The 16445-nt window shown below is 41.2% G+C and carries 10 protein-coding genes and 1 pseudogene; all 11 read right to left on the reverse strand.

Translation table 11 applies throughout. The features are described from left to right. Window positions 1–169 precede the first annotated feature (169 nt). The 11 genes and pseudogenes from J5A56_RS04265 to J5A56_RS04315 all read right to left on the reverse strand — a co-directional run bounded on the left by J5A56_RS04265 (window position 170) and on the right by J5A56_RS04315 (window position 16256). Entirely contained in the window at window positions 170–1042 is an 873-nt protein-coding gene (locus tag J5A56_RS04265; RefSeq protein WP_231370804.1) for a leucine-rich repeat domain-containing protein, read from the reverse strand. Between the two features lie 154 nt (window positions 1043–1196). Continuing rightward, complete coding sequence (locus J5A56_RS04270) at window positions 1197–2108, reverse strand: hypothetical protein (RefSeq protein WP_021671658.1); 912 nt, start codon at window positions 2106–2108, stop codon at window positions 1197–1199. A 2-nt stretch (window positions 2109–2110) separates the two neighbouring features. Further along, on the reverse strand, window positions 2111–3277 hold the full coding sequence (locus J5A56_RS04275) for a fibronectin type III domain-containing protein (RefSeq protein ID WP_036919599.1): 1167 nt from the start codon (window positions 3275–3277) through the stop codon (window positions 2111–2113). 17 nt (window positions 3278–3294) lie between these two features. Continuing rightward, on the reverse strand, window positions 3295–4488 hold the full coding sequence (locus J5A56_RS04280; RefSeq protein WP_021671656.1) for a DUF4856 domain-containing protein: 1194 nt from the start codon (window positions 4486–4488) through the stop codon (window positions 3295–3297). Window positions 4489–4499: 11 nt separating this feature from the next. Continuing rightward, entirely contained in the window at window positions 4500–5120 is a 621-nt protein-coding gene (locus J5A56_RS04285; RefSeq protein ID WP_021671655.1) for a hypothetical protein, read from the reverse strand. Window positions 5121–5167: 47 nt separating this feature from the next. Continuing rightward, window positions 5168–6202: a DUF4302 domain-containing protein gene (locus J5A56_RS04290; RefSeq protein ID WP_021671654.1), complete on the reverse strand. Its 1035-nt coding sequence runs from the start codon at window positions 6200–6202 to the stop codon at window positions 5168–5170. Window positions 6203–6206: 4 nt separating this feature from the next. Further along, window positions 6207–7166, reverse strand: coding sequence for a putative zinc-binding metallopeptidase (locus J5A56_RS04295; protein WP_021671653.1), 960 nt, complete (start codon window positions 7164–7166; stop codon window positions 6207–6209). Window positions 7167–7257: 91 nt separating this feature from the next. Next, entirely contained in the window at window positions 7258–8787 is a 1530-nt protein-coding gene (locus J5A56_RS04300) for a RagB/SusD family nutrient uptake outer membrane protein (RefSeq protein ID WP_021671652.1), read from the reverse strand. An 11-nt stretch (window positions 8788–8798) separates the two neighbouring features. Continuing rightward, window positions 8799–12176, reverse strand: coding sequence for a SusC/RagA family TonB-linked outer membrane protein (locus tag J5A56_RS04305; RefSeq protein WP_021671651.1), 3378 nt, complete (start codon window positions 12174–12176; stop codon window positions 8799–8801). A 57-nt stretch (window positions 12177–12233) separates the two neighbouring features. Further along, window positions 12234–14487: pseudogene (locus tag J5A56_RS04310) on the reverse strand (TonB-dependent receptor family protein). Window positions 14488–14981: 494 nt separating this feature from the next. Then, window positions 14982–16256 (reverse strand): serpin family protein, encoded by a 1275-nt coding sequence (locus J5A56_RS04315; RefSeq protein WP_036919619.1) that lies wholly within the window; start codon window positions 16254–16256, stop codon window positions 14982–14984. Between the last annotated feature and the right edge of the window lie 189 nt (window positions 16257–16445).

A 16445-nucleotide genomic window follows, 5' to 3' on the forward strand; every position in this document is an offset into this window, starting at 1 on the left:
GTTTGTTTGTGTTAAGGAATAGTGTAAAATTAGATATACTATATAAAGGGAACAGCCGTACCTTGGCAAGTTATGCTTTGATACGGCTGTTGGAATATTGAAAGGCGAATCAGATTTGATTTTGCCTTGTTACTCTTTTGATAATTTTAGTGTAAGTCTGGGGAAAGACTTATTGTTCAATGCGTTTTACCACCTTACCATTCGAAAGTTTGATGATATTTAAACCTTTCATAGGACGGGTGATGCGTTGACCAGCTGCATTATAACGTGCCACTTCAACAGCATTTGCAGTAGATGAAAGTGAATTAATACCTGTTGGTTCCTCACCCTTAAAGACTACTTCATCAGTTTCAGAGAGGACTAACTGTTCCTCATATTCTTCTAATTTTGACTTAGGAACATATACCGTTTTTATATTTTTACATTCTGCAAAAGGCTCATTATCAAAGTCTGGCACTTCTGGAGATGTGAAGCGGAGCGTCTTCAAACTTTGGCACTTGTTAAATGCCTTGTCATAGAGGTGGTTGAGTGTGGAGGGGAAATTAACCTCAGACTGTGCTGTATTGATGAAAGCATAACTTCTAACTTCAGTCAGCTGCTCTGGAAGTGTACATTCTTTCAGAGACTTGCAGAAACCTAAGGCGTACACCTCAATCTTTGTAGCTGTTTTAGGCAACTTCACATTGGTAAGCTTTAAACAGTTATAGAACATATAAAGACCTACCACGTTATCTTCAGCATTATTATAATACTTTATAGATAAACCTCGTTTCACCTTATAATAGGTACTGCCCCCCGCAACGATGTTGGCATTTGATAAATCGAGTGTAGAAAGCTGACCATCAGTCTCAAGTCCATCTATATCTCTACCTGCCATCTCTCTGAGGAAAAGAACGTCAGTACCATCAATTGGACCTGAAACAGTCAGTGAAGTCAGTTTATACTTCTCTGCTGCAGTGATGTGCTTAGAAAGCTCACCTGCTTTAGTCAACGTTACTGTCTTCTGAGCAAAAGATGCTGAACAGATTAATGTCAGTGCCATAAGAAGCACATTTTTCCTGAATGTAAATAATTGCATAGTTGTTTTTTAAAATGATTGATTAATAATTGACTATATTTGAAAGATGATTCGTCTAACAAGTAGTTAGCCCGAACAAGTTTTGCCGAATCAGAACTTTTCTCTACTTGAAGATTGCTTATTTCTTCTCATAAGGAATAACAAATTTAAATCCCCTTCCACGCAGAACGACATCCTTTTCTCTTACTTCTTCTACATAGAGTTTGTTTTTCCCCTCCTTAATCTTCGTAGAAGCAAACTCGTTTGGATAGAGTATTGAGAGAGAAACTTCTACCTGTGTGCCAACAACAGGGTTAACGACGGCAGGTGTAATCTTCAATACTCTGCGTGATGTATAAGGACGAGCTCCATTACAGAGCCACACACCAACACCTGGACGGCGCACAGCCATCACCGTGTTCATCTGCTCATAAAGGCTGTGAGAAGTTGTTCCATAGATGCCCACACGGTCGGCTGTACCATCGCAGCGAACAATCACTTTGAGGGTTTTCTCCCGTTTGTCCTGCGAAATTATTCTTATCTTTGCCTCACCTTCATAGTGAGCCTGCACTTCTAAGATATTTGTCTTCGCATTCCATTTTGCATCTATAATCTTGTCAGGGTCGTCTATTTTTAGATCGACAACATCGCCACCACCATTCAGACTAATAAATTTACTTTCATCACGAGGATAAAGTCTGATTTCTGACTGACTGATACTGAGTTCAGGTACAACAACATTGATGTTTACAACCTTTTTATAGTCGCCAGAGATAATCGTGGCATAGGTGTTACCCTCGAGAATACCATTGATGCGCAAAGTATCTTTACTGATAGAAACACTTGCAACCTTCGAGTCAGCTACATTGGCAATATACTTACCATTACCACCCTGTAACAGAATCATACGAGTAGTAAGTTTGTTCAATGTTACTTCCTTAAGGTCATTGGCTCCCACCTGAATCTCTCTGTCTTCTGATGCGTCCTCTTTACAAGCCACAAAGCTGACACCGCAGCAAAGAAGCAATAGATAAAATAGTATTTTTTTCATTGTTAGTCGACATTCAGTTTATATTCAATTTCCCACTTACGATCGGCAGACTCCTCTATTTCAATTTGCAAGATATGTTTTCCCTTGCTTGGGAAAGTGAGAACACTTCCCTCAGGGGTAGCCGTCACCCCATCAATCTTGTAGCTGATTAGGGCATCTGGATTAGCCAAATCGTTATAGTATAGACGCAAAGTATGTGGACAAACGCCATCTTCACGTATAGTGTAGAGATAAGGAATACGTCCCTCATAGTCTACACTCTCAGTCATTTGCAATGTATGTTCGCTGACCACCTGAGATGGCTTTGATCTTTCGTCACCCTTAATAGTTGTCACCGTGAGGCGATAGGAGTTGTTAGGTGAAAGTTTTTCAATGATATAAGAAGTCGCTGCTGTCTTGGCTATCACTTGCTCGTTACAACGTATCTCATAGCTAACGCCCTCCTCAGAAACTGCATCCCACGAAAGTTCTATCTCACGTTGCTGGACTTTTGCCTTTACAGCCGTTGGTGCGGTAAGTGTCGGCTCTTTCTGAGCTTCCTTAGTCTGCATAAAAGAAATATCATCAAAGAGAATATAACCACCATCATTGGCAGAAGCATCATATTCTATTTCAAAGCCTATACCTGCTTTCTCAACACCTGCAGGAGCTGTAAGCATAATCGTCTTCTGCTGCCAATCATCTGTAAAGCGAGTAACTCTCTCAGCGGAGAGGCGGTCCTTTCTTACGATTCTGTTTCCCTTGTACCAATCGACAATAGCAATTATATTTGGTTTTTTCGCCTTACCTTTATACCAATAAGAGAGTTTGTACTCACCTTCAGCTTTAATATTAATACAGTTGATATTGAAGTCTTTGTCACGTGAGTAGAAAGAGTGTCCATTAGGATAAACTTTTATGGCAAACTGTCCACTGTGTGCATCCTTTACTCTTGAGTATCCAAGCTGGTCACTGATATACCAAAAAAGTGGTTTCTGATAAGGATCGAAAGAACCTTTATCCTCTTCCTCTTCTTCATCGCCTTCGTCCTCATCACCATCTGTAGGAGGTGTTGGGGACTGAGCATATTCCTCAAATCCTCCGTTGAGTAATAATTCCTTGTTCAATTGTGCCTTACCCATAAGTGGAAGTAGTAACAAGGCTATCATGAAATAAAATCTATGTGTCATACTTATATGTTATTTATTTAATACGAACGTTTTACATCGTTGAGTGTCAAACCATAGGTCTTACCAATCTGAGCAGCAACATACTTGAGTGAACCAGTCATAGTCTCGTCTCCTAAGAGGCGCTGCTTTTCCCAAAGTCCGTTACCAGTGGTTAGTTCGTTGATGTATGCCTTCACCTGCTCATAGCTCAGATGAGGTTTACCAGATTCTTGCACTGTGAACTGTAAGCCATAGACGGCACCACAAGCCTGTGAAAGGAATACCAGTGCATTATTGATATCTTCATCAAGGTTGCCTACTGTAATATCGCTTACCAGTAAATTCATTGCTCTTACGGCTGCTACCTTTGAGAGTTCTGCTCTTATCACTTGCAATTGTTGTAGAACCTCATCGTAACGATACTCCGTCAAAGCCAGTCTACCACGTGCAAAAGCATTGTAAAGTTTAATACGGCTCTCCCGCAACAGTGGTAGTCCGCTCCCTTGTACATAAGGCAACCAATACTGATAATAGCCATAGGCAAGATCCCAATGGTGTTCCAATTCAGTATAATTACGACCAGGTAGTAAGGCTGTACGCTCGTGTTCTGTGCGTAGACGTGAATCCTTGTAAAGGCTGTCGTTGAGATGTACGTTGAGAATCTTATCTAAATAGATTCCTCCCCAAATAATACCATTGAACATTTCAGCGACAACAAGTCCTTTTTCGTTGGCAAAAGCAATGTTGACATCACCGATATGGATACCTACATAACCGCCTTCCCCCATAACTGCCTTATGATTTCGGTAGGTTCCAGGACTGGACTGTCCAAGTCCGCTAAGTTTGCCTGTTACTTCGAAGATTTCCTCTACATCATTCAAAATACGTTCTCTGTTAGCCTTATGGAGTGATGAAGTAGCCAGTTCTTCTTGTGGTTTTAAACCAAACTCACCATTATTAAAATACCCTTTGACACGTGTCATTGTACCCTCATACATAATGTTAGCTGGCCTGAGGTAGCTACTATAAATATAATCGAGTGGATCACGTAGCAAACTGCATTCGAGATAGTCGACACTACTACTACCATTACGCTTGAACTGATAGGAAGGATCTGGTATCTGTGGCTCTCTGTAAGCCGACTCTACCGTTTCTCCTTCCCACTGGCTGCACGACGAAAGTACTGAAACAAGCAGGAGTAGGAGGCTATAAATAAATGTTTTTTGTTTCATTCTTTTGTATATTAAGGGAGGATGATATAAGCGCAGAAAGGTGCTTTTATTTTGTCAATACCCTCTTGATTTTGATATTCGTGTACGGCTAAAGGTTTTACGATGGTGAAACCATCTTCTGATACTGCTGAGATGGTAGCGTGAACAGAAGAGTTTTGTGGTCCAACACCGTTCACCCAAAGGAACATTGGGAAGCCTGAACGAGCCTTAAAGGTTACTATATGTTCCTTGTTTTTTGTCAATAGGAAATCAGTCCCTTGTGCTCGTTGGTCTGTTCCTATTGTACGGAGCTTTTTATCTGCATCAATATATCGGATAACATAGCGCGAATCAACTTTATCAGTTGTTCCGCTCTCACCCGCAAAACTCTGTTCCTTGAAAGAACAAGTGAGTGTTACTTTATAGGTTCTTACGTTCTGTGTGATTTCTACTCCTGGATAGACAAAGTCGGATACAGAGGCATAAGGGTCACCCAACTGTATAACTTGGTCTTCGTACGACACCTTCGGCTTTTCTATTCCACCAAAGGGAAAAAGTTTATTATAGTCTTCCTCGGCGTAATCCTCACTACTTCGTGAGCAGCTCACAGCAAGCAGTGCCAGAAAGAAAACGGCATATTTACTTCGTATCATATTTCTTTACTTTTACTTTCCTAAAGGTTTTTATTGTCTTCTGCATATTATTCTATGGGAGCATCATAAATTTCAGCACGGAGACCCGTGAACTCTCCTTCAGGGTGCAGATGCTTACTTACAAGGCGGCTACGACGTAGGAGAGGGTCATAGACCGACACCAGTTCTGCCACAAAGCGATTGCCAACACGCTCAAAGTCGAAGAACATCGTCTTGCTGTCATAACGCAGTCCTGAACGGAACGTAATACCTTGCTCTGTTCCTGTATAACCAGAGCCGAGACCTGTGATTTCCTTTGCAGGATAGTCAGGGATTGGGTTCTTCTTCTGAGTAAAGAGGAAAAGATAATACTTCTTCTCTTTAATTTCCTTCAGCAGTGCCTGATTGGTTTCTACCTTACGTTTAATATAGAGGTCGCTACGGAAATAGGTACGACCACCACGATGAATGAGCAATTGTGGATTAATCATCTGCTCGAAGTAGGTACGATTCTCGTATGCCTTTTGTGCCGTTTGAAGCATATCTTCTTTGTTCTTCAGCTTTGTAAAAACGATATATTCACGAGCTGGCTGCAGATAAGATGCTGTGCGAAAAACCAGTTCGCCGTCTTCATTCTTACCTGTATAAAGAAAGTCTGAAGAACCTGCAAAACGGTCGTTAACCAACTGATGTAGGTAGTTATAGGTAATAAAGCTCAATTGAGTATAGCTGTTCCGACCAATGAGATACTCACTTTTCTGCACTTCTGATACAGATTGAGCAGTGTAATCGGCACGCATTTCTACGGTATTGTCTGCATTAAACTTCATCGTAAAACAGTCGCCACCATAGCCGTAACGTCCTCTGAAACCGCTGTGAGGTATAAGTTCTGAGGGGTTAGAAAATAGCAATGAGTCGGTCTTTGGAAAATAGATGACTCTCCAGCCGTACGGTGCGTTCACAAGTTCATCTTTCAGGGAAGTAATGCTTTCGCTGCTACGCTGTGATGGTGACTTATCAAAGACATCATCATTAGACGAGCAGGCTGCCAGAACGAGTAAGGGCAGTACGAAGCTGTATCGGAATATCTTTTTATAATTCATTTCTTTAATGCTGTTTTATGTAAGAGTATAGTCTGCGGACAGAGATATCCTGCATCTGCTTGAGATTAATCTGCCAAGACTTCTGTATATATTCGTTGACAAAGGTCTGCTTCTCTATAAACTCCTTATAGGCCTGTTCAGCCTCCTTGGCATAACGTTGTGATACTTCTGGATCTATATCCGTATCAGGAGTTTGAGCTGTAAGGGCTGCATCTGCCAATTCTTTTGGTTTTGAAGTCAGTGTAGCACTAATGATTTCAGCAAAATCGTCTTCAGCAGAAAGGAAAGAGAGCATTGTATAGAAGCCACGCTTGTTAGCATAACCATCAAGTCCGAACTTCTCCTTACCAGTACGGGCATAGCTCAAAGGTGCTGATATTTGCTCAGTAGAACCTGTATAACGATGACCACTAATGTTGAAAAACTTATCACGGTCATAGGGAATCAACTGCATGAGACGCTTAGCCAATTGATGATGTACGCTTCGCATAAGGACATAAACCTTATCTGAATCGTTTGGCTCAAAGCTGTTGACGTGATATAGACACATCTCTGCTGCTGTCAGTCGGTGGTTATAGAGTCGTTCCACACCATTTTCATCTGGATTACCACCGCCATAGAGGTAGAGTCTTATCGGAGCACGTCCTCGTAGGAAGCCCTTACCACCAACACCCTCAAGCTCGTAAGTCTCCAATCCTATTTCTTTTACTGCTTCAAGTACAGCACGCACTTTCTCTATCTTTGGTGGATAGATAAATGTTCCCGTTGCACCTGCATTTTTCTCCCAGCGGTAGACAACTTCAATACCATAGGGTTTTGTGATATTATCGAGAATCCATTTGTCGAGTTCAGTGCTCTCTATCTGTTTTTTACCATCATTGACCACACTTCTCTCGTTCAGCTTTTCGTCGCCACACCCTACGAGGATGAGTGTTGTGAGGAAGACTAAAAATATCTTTTTCATATTTGTTTGATTACTTTTCTTTGTCAGTTATAATATTACGTAAGCAACTTTTTTATCTGCATCATCTGATGTATTTTCTGAAACTGACATATTATCTAATCGGTTCATTACGTTCTCTTGGATTAGGGGCAAGACCACGCTGAATAGCTTCTGCTGGTATCTGTAATACCTTACGTGGATCGTCTTTCTCCAAAGGGAAGTAATAGGAACTCTTGGATGAACGTTTCACAGCCAGATGGAAGCGACGGATATCAAACCAACGTAAGCCTTCTTGATAGAACTCCTTGCGACGGAAGTCGAGGAAGAGTTTTATCATTGCCAGCTGTTTCAGTGTCAGACCATAGAATGGTGTGTAAATGTTATAGTTTTGGCTGTTGGTAGAGGTATAGACAGAGCGTTCTATAGAAGGGAAGAAACCAAACTTGCCTTGCATATACTGCAGATAGTCATCAATAGCACGGTTGTATTCTTTGAGCATAGCATAAGCCTCCATACGGTTTAAGAGGACTTCATCAACGGTAAAGAGAATATTGGTTACAAAAAGACCACGTGGTTTAGACCCTGTACTCTCTACGTTTGATAGTTCATCAAATTTAGAGAGATAGCGACCAGTTGTTACTGGTGCTGGTGAAGCAGTGAAGATGTATGTGCCGATGAAGTTCATTTTTTCATAATCACGTGCACCTTCTATACCTGTCTGTGCAAATACCTTGTCAACGGTTGTAATTGTAGGACCATACTTTTCTGTTGGTATTGTGCGTGCCAGACGTGACTCTGTTGTAGTCATCAACAGATTGGCAGGTTCATCAGTTGCATTATATCGGCGGAAAAGGTTATTGTGATTAAACTCGTATGTATTAGCATACTGCCTCCAAGGACGTAACATCTGCTTCGGATCACCGCCCAAGACATAATCAGCATAGGCAACAACCGTCTTCCAATCACCTTTCATCAAGTAGAAACGAGACGCAAAGGCATAAGCTGCACGCTTATTGAAATGGAACTTAGGGTGCTTGTAGAATTTGTCTGATACCAAAGAAATACCTAGCTTCAAGTCCTTTTCAATCTGGTCATATACTTCACTCACCGTTCCACGCTCATAGTTAACAAGGGCATGCTTCTCTGGTTTTGTGATATAAGGAATACCCATGTCGGTAGATTTCCCACCATAAGGTTCAGACCAAATATTAACCAACATAAAATGGAGATAGGCTCTAAGGAGGAATGCTTCGCCATATAGAGCCTTCACGCGCTCAGTCTTAGGATAATGACTGAGCAACTCAAGTGCCTTATTTGCCTGTGCAATACCTTTATAGCAAGCGTTCCAATAGTTCAACGGAGTGTCAAGGTCTTCCTGGTCGTAGTCCTCCCAGAAATACATTGCCTCATTCAGACGTGAGTGAATACCGTTAACACGTTCAGCCACGTTGTCTGTTCGTGGTTCGAGGAAAGGAATATAGCTTGCTTCAGGGTAAGCACCCGTAAGTAGTTCTGCTATCTTATCTTCGGAGTCAATCTCGACATCAAGTTCTGAATCAGGACTCTTGTCAAGGTAATCGTTACAGCTGCTGAACAGAAAAGCAGCTGCTGTAAACAGTAATAAATATATCTTTGTCTTCATATTCTGTTGTGTTAGAAACCAACGTTCAACGTTATTGTGTACTGCTTTGGTGTAGGCATTGATACACCACCTGACTTGTAATACTCTGGGTCTTGTCCTTTCAGTTTCTTGTCCGAATAGAGCAGGAAAGGATTTGTCAGATTCAAGTTCAGATTCATAGAGTGGAGACGTATCTTTTTGAGGAAGTTCTCTGGAACGGTATATGCCAAAGAGATATTCTTCATACGTACAAAACTACCATCAGCTACCTGTTTCTGTGAGAAGTTATAGGTATTGTAGGCACGTTCTATATTCTCTTTACCTACTGCAGCAATGAGTTCCTGAGATGGGAGCACAGGTACATCTGTTTTGTACTCATCACCAGGGTTGAGCCAACGATTATAGTATGACTTAGAGAAGACGTTTAAATCACCAAACTCTGGATCAAAAGTTGGATTCAGTCGAATCTTATTACCAGCTTGAACTGTGAGGAAGAAAGAAAGTTCCCAGTTCTTATACTTCAGAGTGTTAGATAGACCACCGATGACACGAGGCTCTATCGGACCATGGTAAATAAGATAGGTCTTAGCATACTGTGCATCAAGGAAGTCGGCACCCGCAATCTTTGAGAGCTCGCTTTGGTTCATGGGATAACGTCCGAAGTCGAAAGTTGGCAGTCCCTGATTGTTGAGCCCTTGGAAATTAAAGGAGAAGAGGGAACCACGTGGGTAATTCACGATATTGCCACGACCTCTTCCTGCCACCATATCAAAGGCATTCGGACTATTCAAAAGACGTGTAATCTTTTGGTTCATTGCGCTCACAGTAAGGCTGGTAGTCCACTTGAAGTCCTCAGTAAGGATATTTTTTGTATGAATACCCAACTCAATACCTTGTGTACGCATGTCACCGAAGTTGGCATACTTATAATATTGTCCACCTACACCTGATGTACGTACAAGGTCAATGAGGTCGAAAGTGTTACGCTGGTAGACGTCCAATGTCGTACTAATGCGGTTTTCAAAGAGTCCTAACTCCGCACCAATATTCAATTCATACATCTTCTCCCAAGTCAAGTCACGGTTTTCGAGATGTCGAATATTGAATTTACTCTCTCTGTCGTCTAAAGAATGACGGTTTACAATACCGCTCTTATAGATAGAGTTGGCATTGATAGCCTCTTCGTTCATTTTGGCGGTAAGTCCATAGCTGACACGCAGGGCAAGGCGAGAAATAGTCTTGTTTTCCTTCATAAAGTTTTCCTGGTCAATATTCCATTTTCCACCCACATTCCAGGTTGGTAACCACAATGCGCGTGCACCTTTACCCGAAGTGTTGGAGCCTTCAACATTGAGGACAGTATTGAATACATACTTACCAGCATAGCCATAGGTGCCGTTGAAAGAGAATGTTACGCCACGATCTGTACGTTTATGTAGGTTGAAATAGTCACTTCCTTCATTGATTAGTTTGTTAAATATCAAAGGATTAGTATATATCTGATTGCCACGGTCATACTGTATTCCATAACCTTGGAAAGGGTTAGTCGTGCGGACAGCAGAGCGGAACTCAGAGAAAGCAAAACCTTTGATATCATGCTCCTGAATGCGTTTGTCGAAGTCTAAGGCAAGACGTGCAAGGAAGCTCTTAAGCGTAGCTTCAGTCTTATTGTAGATACCACCATTTGGTAGTCCTACCTTAGGCTGTAGTTGTGGATTGTCCTTATCGTGCACCAGATAGATGTTTTGCTGTGCAACATAAGGATTCTCGTTGGCTCTGAATGCCTGAATGATGTTTGACCCCTCGTGTATCTCGTGTTTTGTGCTGGTATGAGCATGACGAGTTGAGAGTAAGGTCTTGAGAGCAAGGTTGTTGTTGATTTTGTAAGTTGCTTCTCCCTGTATCTTGAAATCAAGCACATCAATGTTCATCTTATTGTTAGCATACTCGTTAAAGATGTTGAAAGGTGCCCAGTTATTGCGATAAAAGGACAGGCTTCCATCCTCATTGTAGGGGCTAAGTGTGCGACTTGTGCCGAGAGCATAAGAGAAGGGGTTGATGTCAAAGTCGCGTTCAAAGACACCGATTGTACTGTTCTTACGCTGTGGCATCGTGCCTGGCGCCTTCTGTGAACGAATATTACCCTGTACGCTGAGCGTTGTTGTCAGCTTGTCATTGATATAGTAGGTATTCTTCAAATTGGCTGTTAGTCGGCTTACTTTATCGGCAATCGTCCACCCAGCATCGTGATAGTAACCAATTGATGCATAGGTAGCTGAGTTCTTACCACCACCAGAGAGTGTAATAGCATGATTGGTGACAGGATTCAATGTGAATAAGAGGTTGAACCAGTCAGTATTGGCATACTCACGCTGGCGAAGGAAGTTAAGTCTTGCTTCAGGTGTGTTTGGCAGATAGTATTCACCCGTAGCAGGGTTGATAGTACTCACCGCCTTGTAAAGCTGATAGAAGATTCCACTTCGGCGACCATAAAGTGAATTGCTGATACCGAAGTAACCCTTGTCGTTCATTTCCTGATATAGTGACATTGTCTCTTGCGAGTTAAGTAAGTCGAAGCTACTGTAACGAGGTTTCATTCGTATCGTATTCTCTGTAGAGTAAGTCACACGCAATGGTGTATCTCTGCGTCCAGTCTTAGTGGTGACAACAATCACACCATTCAGCGCACGGGCACCATAAACAGAGGTAGCTGAAGCATCCTTGAGCACTTGTATGTCTTGAATATCTGCGGGATTAAGCCCCGATACAGCTGAACTGATGAGCGTTACTGCATCTCCAGAAGCCAACTGATCAAGGCTAAGGTGTACAAGGTCTTCATACACAGCACCGTCAATCACCCATAATGGCTGTACGTTACCAATTATAGAGGCACCACCACGGATGTTGATGCGGGGAGCTGAACCGAATGTTCCAGAGATATTTTGGATGGACAAACCTGGTACGCGACCTTCGAGCATACGCGAAACGTCAGCTATACCTTCAAGTTTAATATCATCCATTTTAACGGATGTTGCTGCACCTGTATAAACACGGTTGCGGATATTTTGATAACCCGTTACGACAACCTCATCAATCTGTCGGCTGTCGCTTTTTAGGACGATATCCAGTTTTTGGCTACCTGTTATCTTTACGCTTTTACCAATCATTCCGACATAGCTTGCGCGAAGCGTTTGACCAGCAGATGCCTTGATAGTAAAGTGACCGTCAACGTCTGTTACGGTTTTTACCTTCGTTTCAATCGCCTCCACGTATGCACCAATGAGTGCTTCTCCCTGTTCATCCTTTACCGTTCCCGAAACCGTATCAGCTGTCTGTGCTGCTGCTGTAAGAACACAGAAGAGGGACAAGACTATTGTCAGTACTTTATTTAATTTTGTAAGTCTGTACATTACTGTTCTATAATAATGATTCTATTTATTCTATCAACTATGATTTCACTTGGTACGTTACAGTTTCAACTGTAATCCTCCATAGATACCAAATGGATGACCTGCACGCAGTCCTGATGGATGACGTGACACAAGATACTTTTATTAGCGAGATTGATGGCATTCAGTGTAAGTGTCAGTTTTTGTTGACATGTCCCTTTACTGAAGCATCCAAGATGAGATGTGCAGGAATCTTCTCACGCTCTGCGATGCGTCCATGACCAGGTGCTGTTCTCATATCGCCATTGTAGCGAGCACCGAAGTTAGCTTCCAACCATTTATGCTCCAATCCTATTTGTGCATTGAAGGCATGCTTATATATATAAGGTATCTCATCACCATAGACGACTGAACCCCATGCTGAACTAACAAAGTCATTTTTCATCTTGGTATTAGTATAGGTGTATGATAGCTGTATAGGGAGTTGGAAACCCCAATGGCGTGGAATTGGATGATAAGAACATAAGAATTCAAGACCATTCACCATTGCCTTGCCTACATTGAACTGTTCAAGCGTACCCTGACCACCCTGTGCAGCAAGGTCGCTTCCTAACATATTTGAATAGTTGTTGACAAAGGCTATCATCTCGCAGCGTAAGTTCTTAGTTGTCAGACGAAGCCCTGACTCAATGTTCACACTGCTTTCTGCTTTCTGATTAAGTGTGGCACTTGGAGGAGCAAAACCCTTGTGGATTCCACCTATGATTGAAAGAATTGGCATCACTTTAATGTTGAGACCTAAACCAGGAAGGACAGCACGTGCGTGGTTAGGTGTTTCGATGCGTATCTTACCTGTGCGACGAGGATCGGATGTGGTGTAATTGCGATTTAATAGTTCTACATCTTCATAGCGCATACCTACGTTCAAGGTGACAATACCCTTCGACCATTTTCCCATCCAGTAGCCTGAAAAGGCGTGAGCTGTGGTGATACGATTTGCCTGGCTACCAGGTAAACCTGCAAGGAACAGACTCATCTTGCCATCCTGCATAGCATAGCCGTCGTCATGCTGAAAACGGTCTTCACTGTCAGTATGATAGCGCAAACCTATCTCAGCTGTTAGATATCCATTCCATAGCTTGGTACGGTATTCTGCTTTAGACTGTACGCCACGTGAATGATACACACGGTTGTTGGCTCGTACCATCAATGCTTCTCCTGCATAGTTTTTCTTACCAGTGACAATATCAAAGTAATCGTGATTGGTTTCAGGATCTGCCAGTACTTCAGAAATGGAACGACGCTCAGCCTTGGTGATACCTGCTCGCACTTCGTTGAGTTTGTACCAGTTACGGAAGAAATAGTTATAATATAAATTAGTCGTTATCTTCCATTTGTTACCCGACTCAATCAGATAGGTTGCTACCCACTGAGTGTGACGTGTCTTGAGGTTGTCCTTCTGTGCACCTGCATAGCGGAAGTAAGGACGCTGAGCAAAATCGCTCTCTGATAATCCCAAGTAGGTTTCGTCAGATGTTTCATTCGCAAAACCAAACTTCAGTTCAAGCAAATGGTTTACACCTTCGTCCTTATTCGTACGTACCAAGAACTTTGCTATAAGGTCATTACGTTTAAAACCTGTACGCTCATTTGGCTCATCCTTACGGAAGCCATCCGACTGATAGCGTAGGTATTCTACTAAGAAGCCTGTATGCTTATAGCCATTACCGATACTTACATATGATTTCAGCGTGTTATAGCTGCCGTAAGAGGTATTCAGACGTGCTGTAAACTTAGAAGGGATAGGTGTAGAAACCATATTGATGGCACCACCAGTCGTAAACGGACCGTATTGCACCTGACTACTACCCTTCAATACCTCGACAGCATACATACGTCCTGCATTTGGGAAATAGTAGGCTGCTGGTGCTGCATAAGGGGCAGGAGCTGCCAGTACGCCATCTTCCATCAGTGAGATACGTTCACTACGCTCAGCCTTCGTACCACGCAAACTGATATTCGGACGCAGACCGTAACCATCTTCTTCATATACGTTCACACCAGGAACGCTCTTCAACATACGGTTTATATCCGTATATCCAAATTTTAGAATCTCAGCAGGAGAGATGTAATAGGCTGAACCCGTACGGTTACTGGCTTCAAACTTACTTCCTAACATTTGATTTGAACGTACTACCACCTCTGTTAGTTTGTGAACCGAATCTGTTAGTACACTCTTCGACTGCACCAATGTGTCTTGTTTTGTTTGAGCATACCCATTGACTGTTGTCAGTGCAAGGAGCAGAGGCAGCATCTTTGTTGTATAATGCATAAGAAAATAATGGGACTTATAACACTTCTTTTTAATTGTTGAGCTTTGTGGTTCAACTGTGACATGTTTACTTATTTTGTCACTAAGAAGGTAAGCCTCTTTTTAATTTTGAAAATATGGATAACAGGTTTGTATATCCGCTGCAAAGTTAATTAAATTTATTAAGTGTCACAATACCCATTAATTGGTATTTTTTTTGTTTATTAATGATTATTCCTCATTTTTTGGTATCTATTTCAACTTGTGAAATGAAATTATCATATAAAAGTTTGCGCAGTTATCTTATAATAGTAGGTTTCACATTATTCATAAAAAAAAGAGCGATTACTAATCGCTCTCAATCTATTAGGGTAGTTTTGTTAGATTATTTTTTTGTGAATAGAAATATTTATTAGCTTGAAAGTAAATTCTTATATTCTTGAAAAAACTCACTTTACGCTTTTCTGCATGGGGATAGCGAAATGGAGAGTCCTTTTCGTATGTCAAGAAAGATTTTAGTTACCCATATATTGTCCCATGAAACAGATGTTGTTGTATTTATCAAGGATGTAATAAAGGAAAGGATGGTCAGCTTTGAAAGTGAACTCCGTAGGCTTCACTATTGCTGATAATGCATCGATTTGTGTCACTTGAACAGCTTTTGCACTGACTCCATTTTCATTAATATTCAAGCTTATCTGCTGGAATACATCGTCAATAACCAATGGTTGAGAACTCATTTTACTGAAATCTGCTTCAGAAGAGAAAAGGCTACCTAACCCCATTTTCCCATATAGCTGCTTCATAGGGATATTTAATGAAGTGTTAAAGCGTGGAAAAAGGATGTCTATATAATCATATACTTTTGTGCTCTGAGATATTTTTTGTAGCTCTTTGACCGTTAATGTGCGGATGATATCTTGCAATTTATTCTTCTTCAGAGGAAGGATAGCATACATCAGAAAACCATTCTCTAAAGGCATACGTAGCACTTGATAATCTTTTCCCGTATATCCCTGATATACTTTCTTAGAATCAAAGTTCTTCATCATATCAATCTGCCTGGTTTTACCATCCTCTGTATAGAATGGCATCGGCTTAGTTTCATTCTTGTCGAAAGGTGAAGTCCAAGTAGCTTTCAGCGTTACGGCATTAATAAGTTGTGCAGCTCGTAAGCCTGTAAATTTAACTGGTAAGGTCTGAATCTGCCCTTTAGTTATTGTTTTGCAGAGTTTGTTAGCTTTTTCTTTGCCTTGGGGAGTGTTGGCAGCGTTGATTATATTGGTAAAATAAAAGTGTTCTAAGACTTCTTGGAAATCGGGTAAAACCTTCGTTTGTTCGTGAAGTGTCAGGAAATTAGCTGTAATCATATATCCTTGAGGATCATCTTTTGCGTTGGCATTTTCCTTTCTCTGACCAATAAGCATCTTTCTGTCAAGCGCATTAATTGTCTGAAGGTCTTTCGTTGAGTAGCCAAGAGCTTTTGAAATGACTTCCTGCGACTTTCCATTAGCACCATTGTTAAGCATGTTCAGCGAATAAATCACTGCCATCGGTGAAAAGGTTACGCTCCCCTTACTTTTCTTATTGGATAAAAGTTGGAACAGCTTCAGACTGAAAGTGTTTGAATTTGAAACGAAATTTGTTTCTTCTTTAGATAGCTGATAGTTAGGCTCAGTCTCTTTAGCTGCTGTTTCAAGACTTTGAGAAACTTTGTTAGACTGTTTATTAGATTGGGCGCAACTAACAAATAAAAGTAATAATGAAATGTATAAAAGTCTTTTAGCCATAGTGATTTTGTGTGATTTAATATTAAAATATGCCGTCAAAGATACAAAAAGAATGGCATTGGAGTATGTAAAAGAGTACTTTTTCAATCTAAAAGGCATTTTTTCTCCTTTTTTAACCACAATAACGTACATTTTTTATACTTTTGCAAGTTGAATACGTATTAATACATCTCTGGTAAATACTAATAA

It is taken from the genome of Prevotella melaninogenica, assembly GCF_018128065.1.
Lineage (GTDB): Bacteria > Bacteroidota > Bacteroidia > Bacteroidales > Bacteroidaceae > Prevotella.

Coding starts and splice junctions, on each gene's coding strand:
- J5A56_RS04265 (WP_231370804.1), bottom strand. CDS start 1,042: ATGGCACTGACATTAATCTGTTCAGCATCTTTTGCTCAGAAGACAGTA.
- J5A56_RS04270 (WP_021671658.1), bottom strand. CDS start 2,108: ATGAAAAAAATACTATTTTATCTATTGCTTCTTTGCTGCGGTGTCAGC.
- J5A56_RS04275 (WP_036919599.1), bottom strand. CDS start 3,277: ATGACACATAGATTTTATTTCATGATAGCCTTGTTACTACTTCCACTT.
- J5A56_RS04280 (WP_021671656.1), bottom strand. CDS start 4,488: ATGAAACAAAAAACATTTATTTATAGCCTCCTACTCCTGCTTGTTTCA.
- J5A56_RS04285 (WP_021671655.1), bottom strand. CDS start 5,120: ATGATACGAAGTAAATATGCCGTTTTCTTTCTGGCACTGCTTGCTGTG.
- J5A56_RS04290 (WP_021671654.1), bottom strand. CDS start 6,202: ATGAATTATAAAAAGATATTCCGATACAGCTTCGTACTGCCCTTACTC.
- J5A56_RS04295 (WP_021671653.1), bottom strand. CDS start 7,166: ATGAAAAAGATATTTTTAGTCTTCCTCACAACACTCATCCTCGTAGGG.
- J5A56_RS04300 (WP_021671652.1), bottom strand. CDS start 8,787: ATGAAGACAAAGATATATTTATTACTGTTTACAGCAGCTGCTTTTCTG.
- J5A56_RS04305 (WP_021671651.1), bottom strand. CDS start 12,176: ATGTACAGACTTACAAAATTAAATAAAGTACTGACAATAGTCTTGTCC.
- J5A56_RS04315 (WP_036919619.1), bottom strand. CDS start 16,256: ATGGCTAAAAGACTTTTATACATTTCATTATTACTTTTATTTGTTAGT.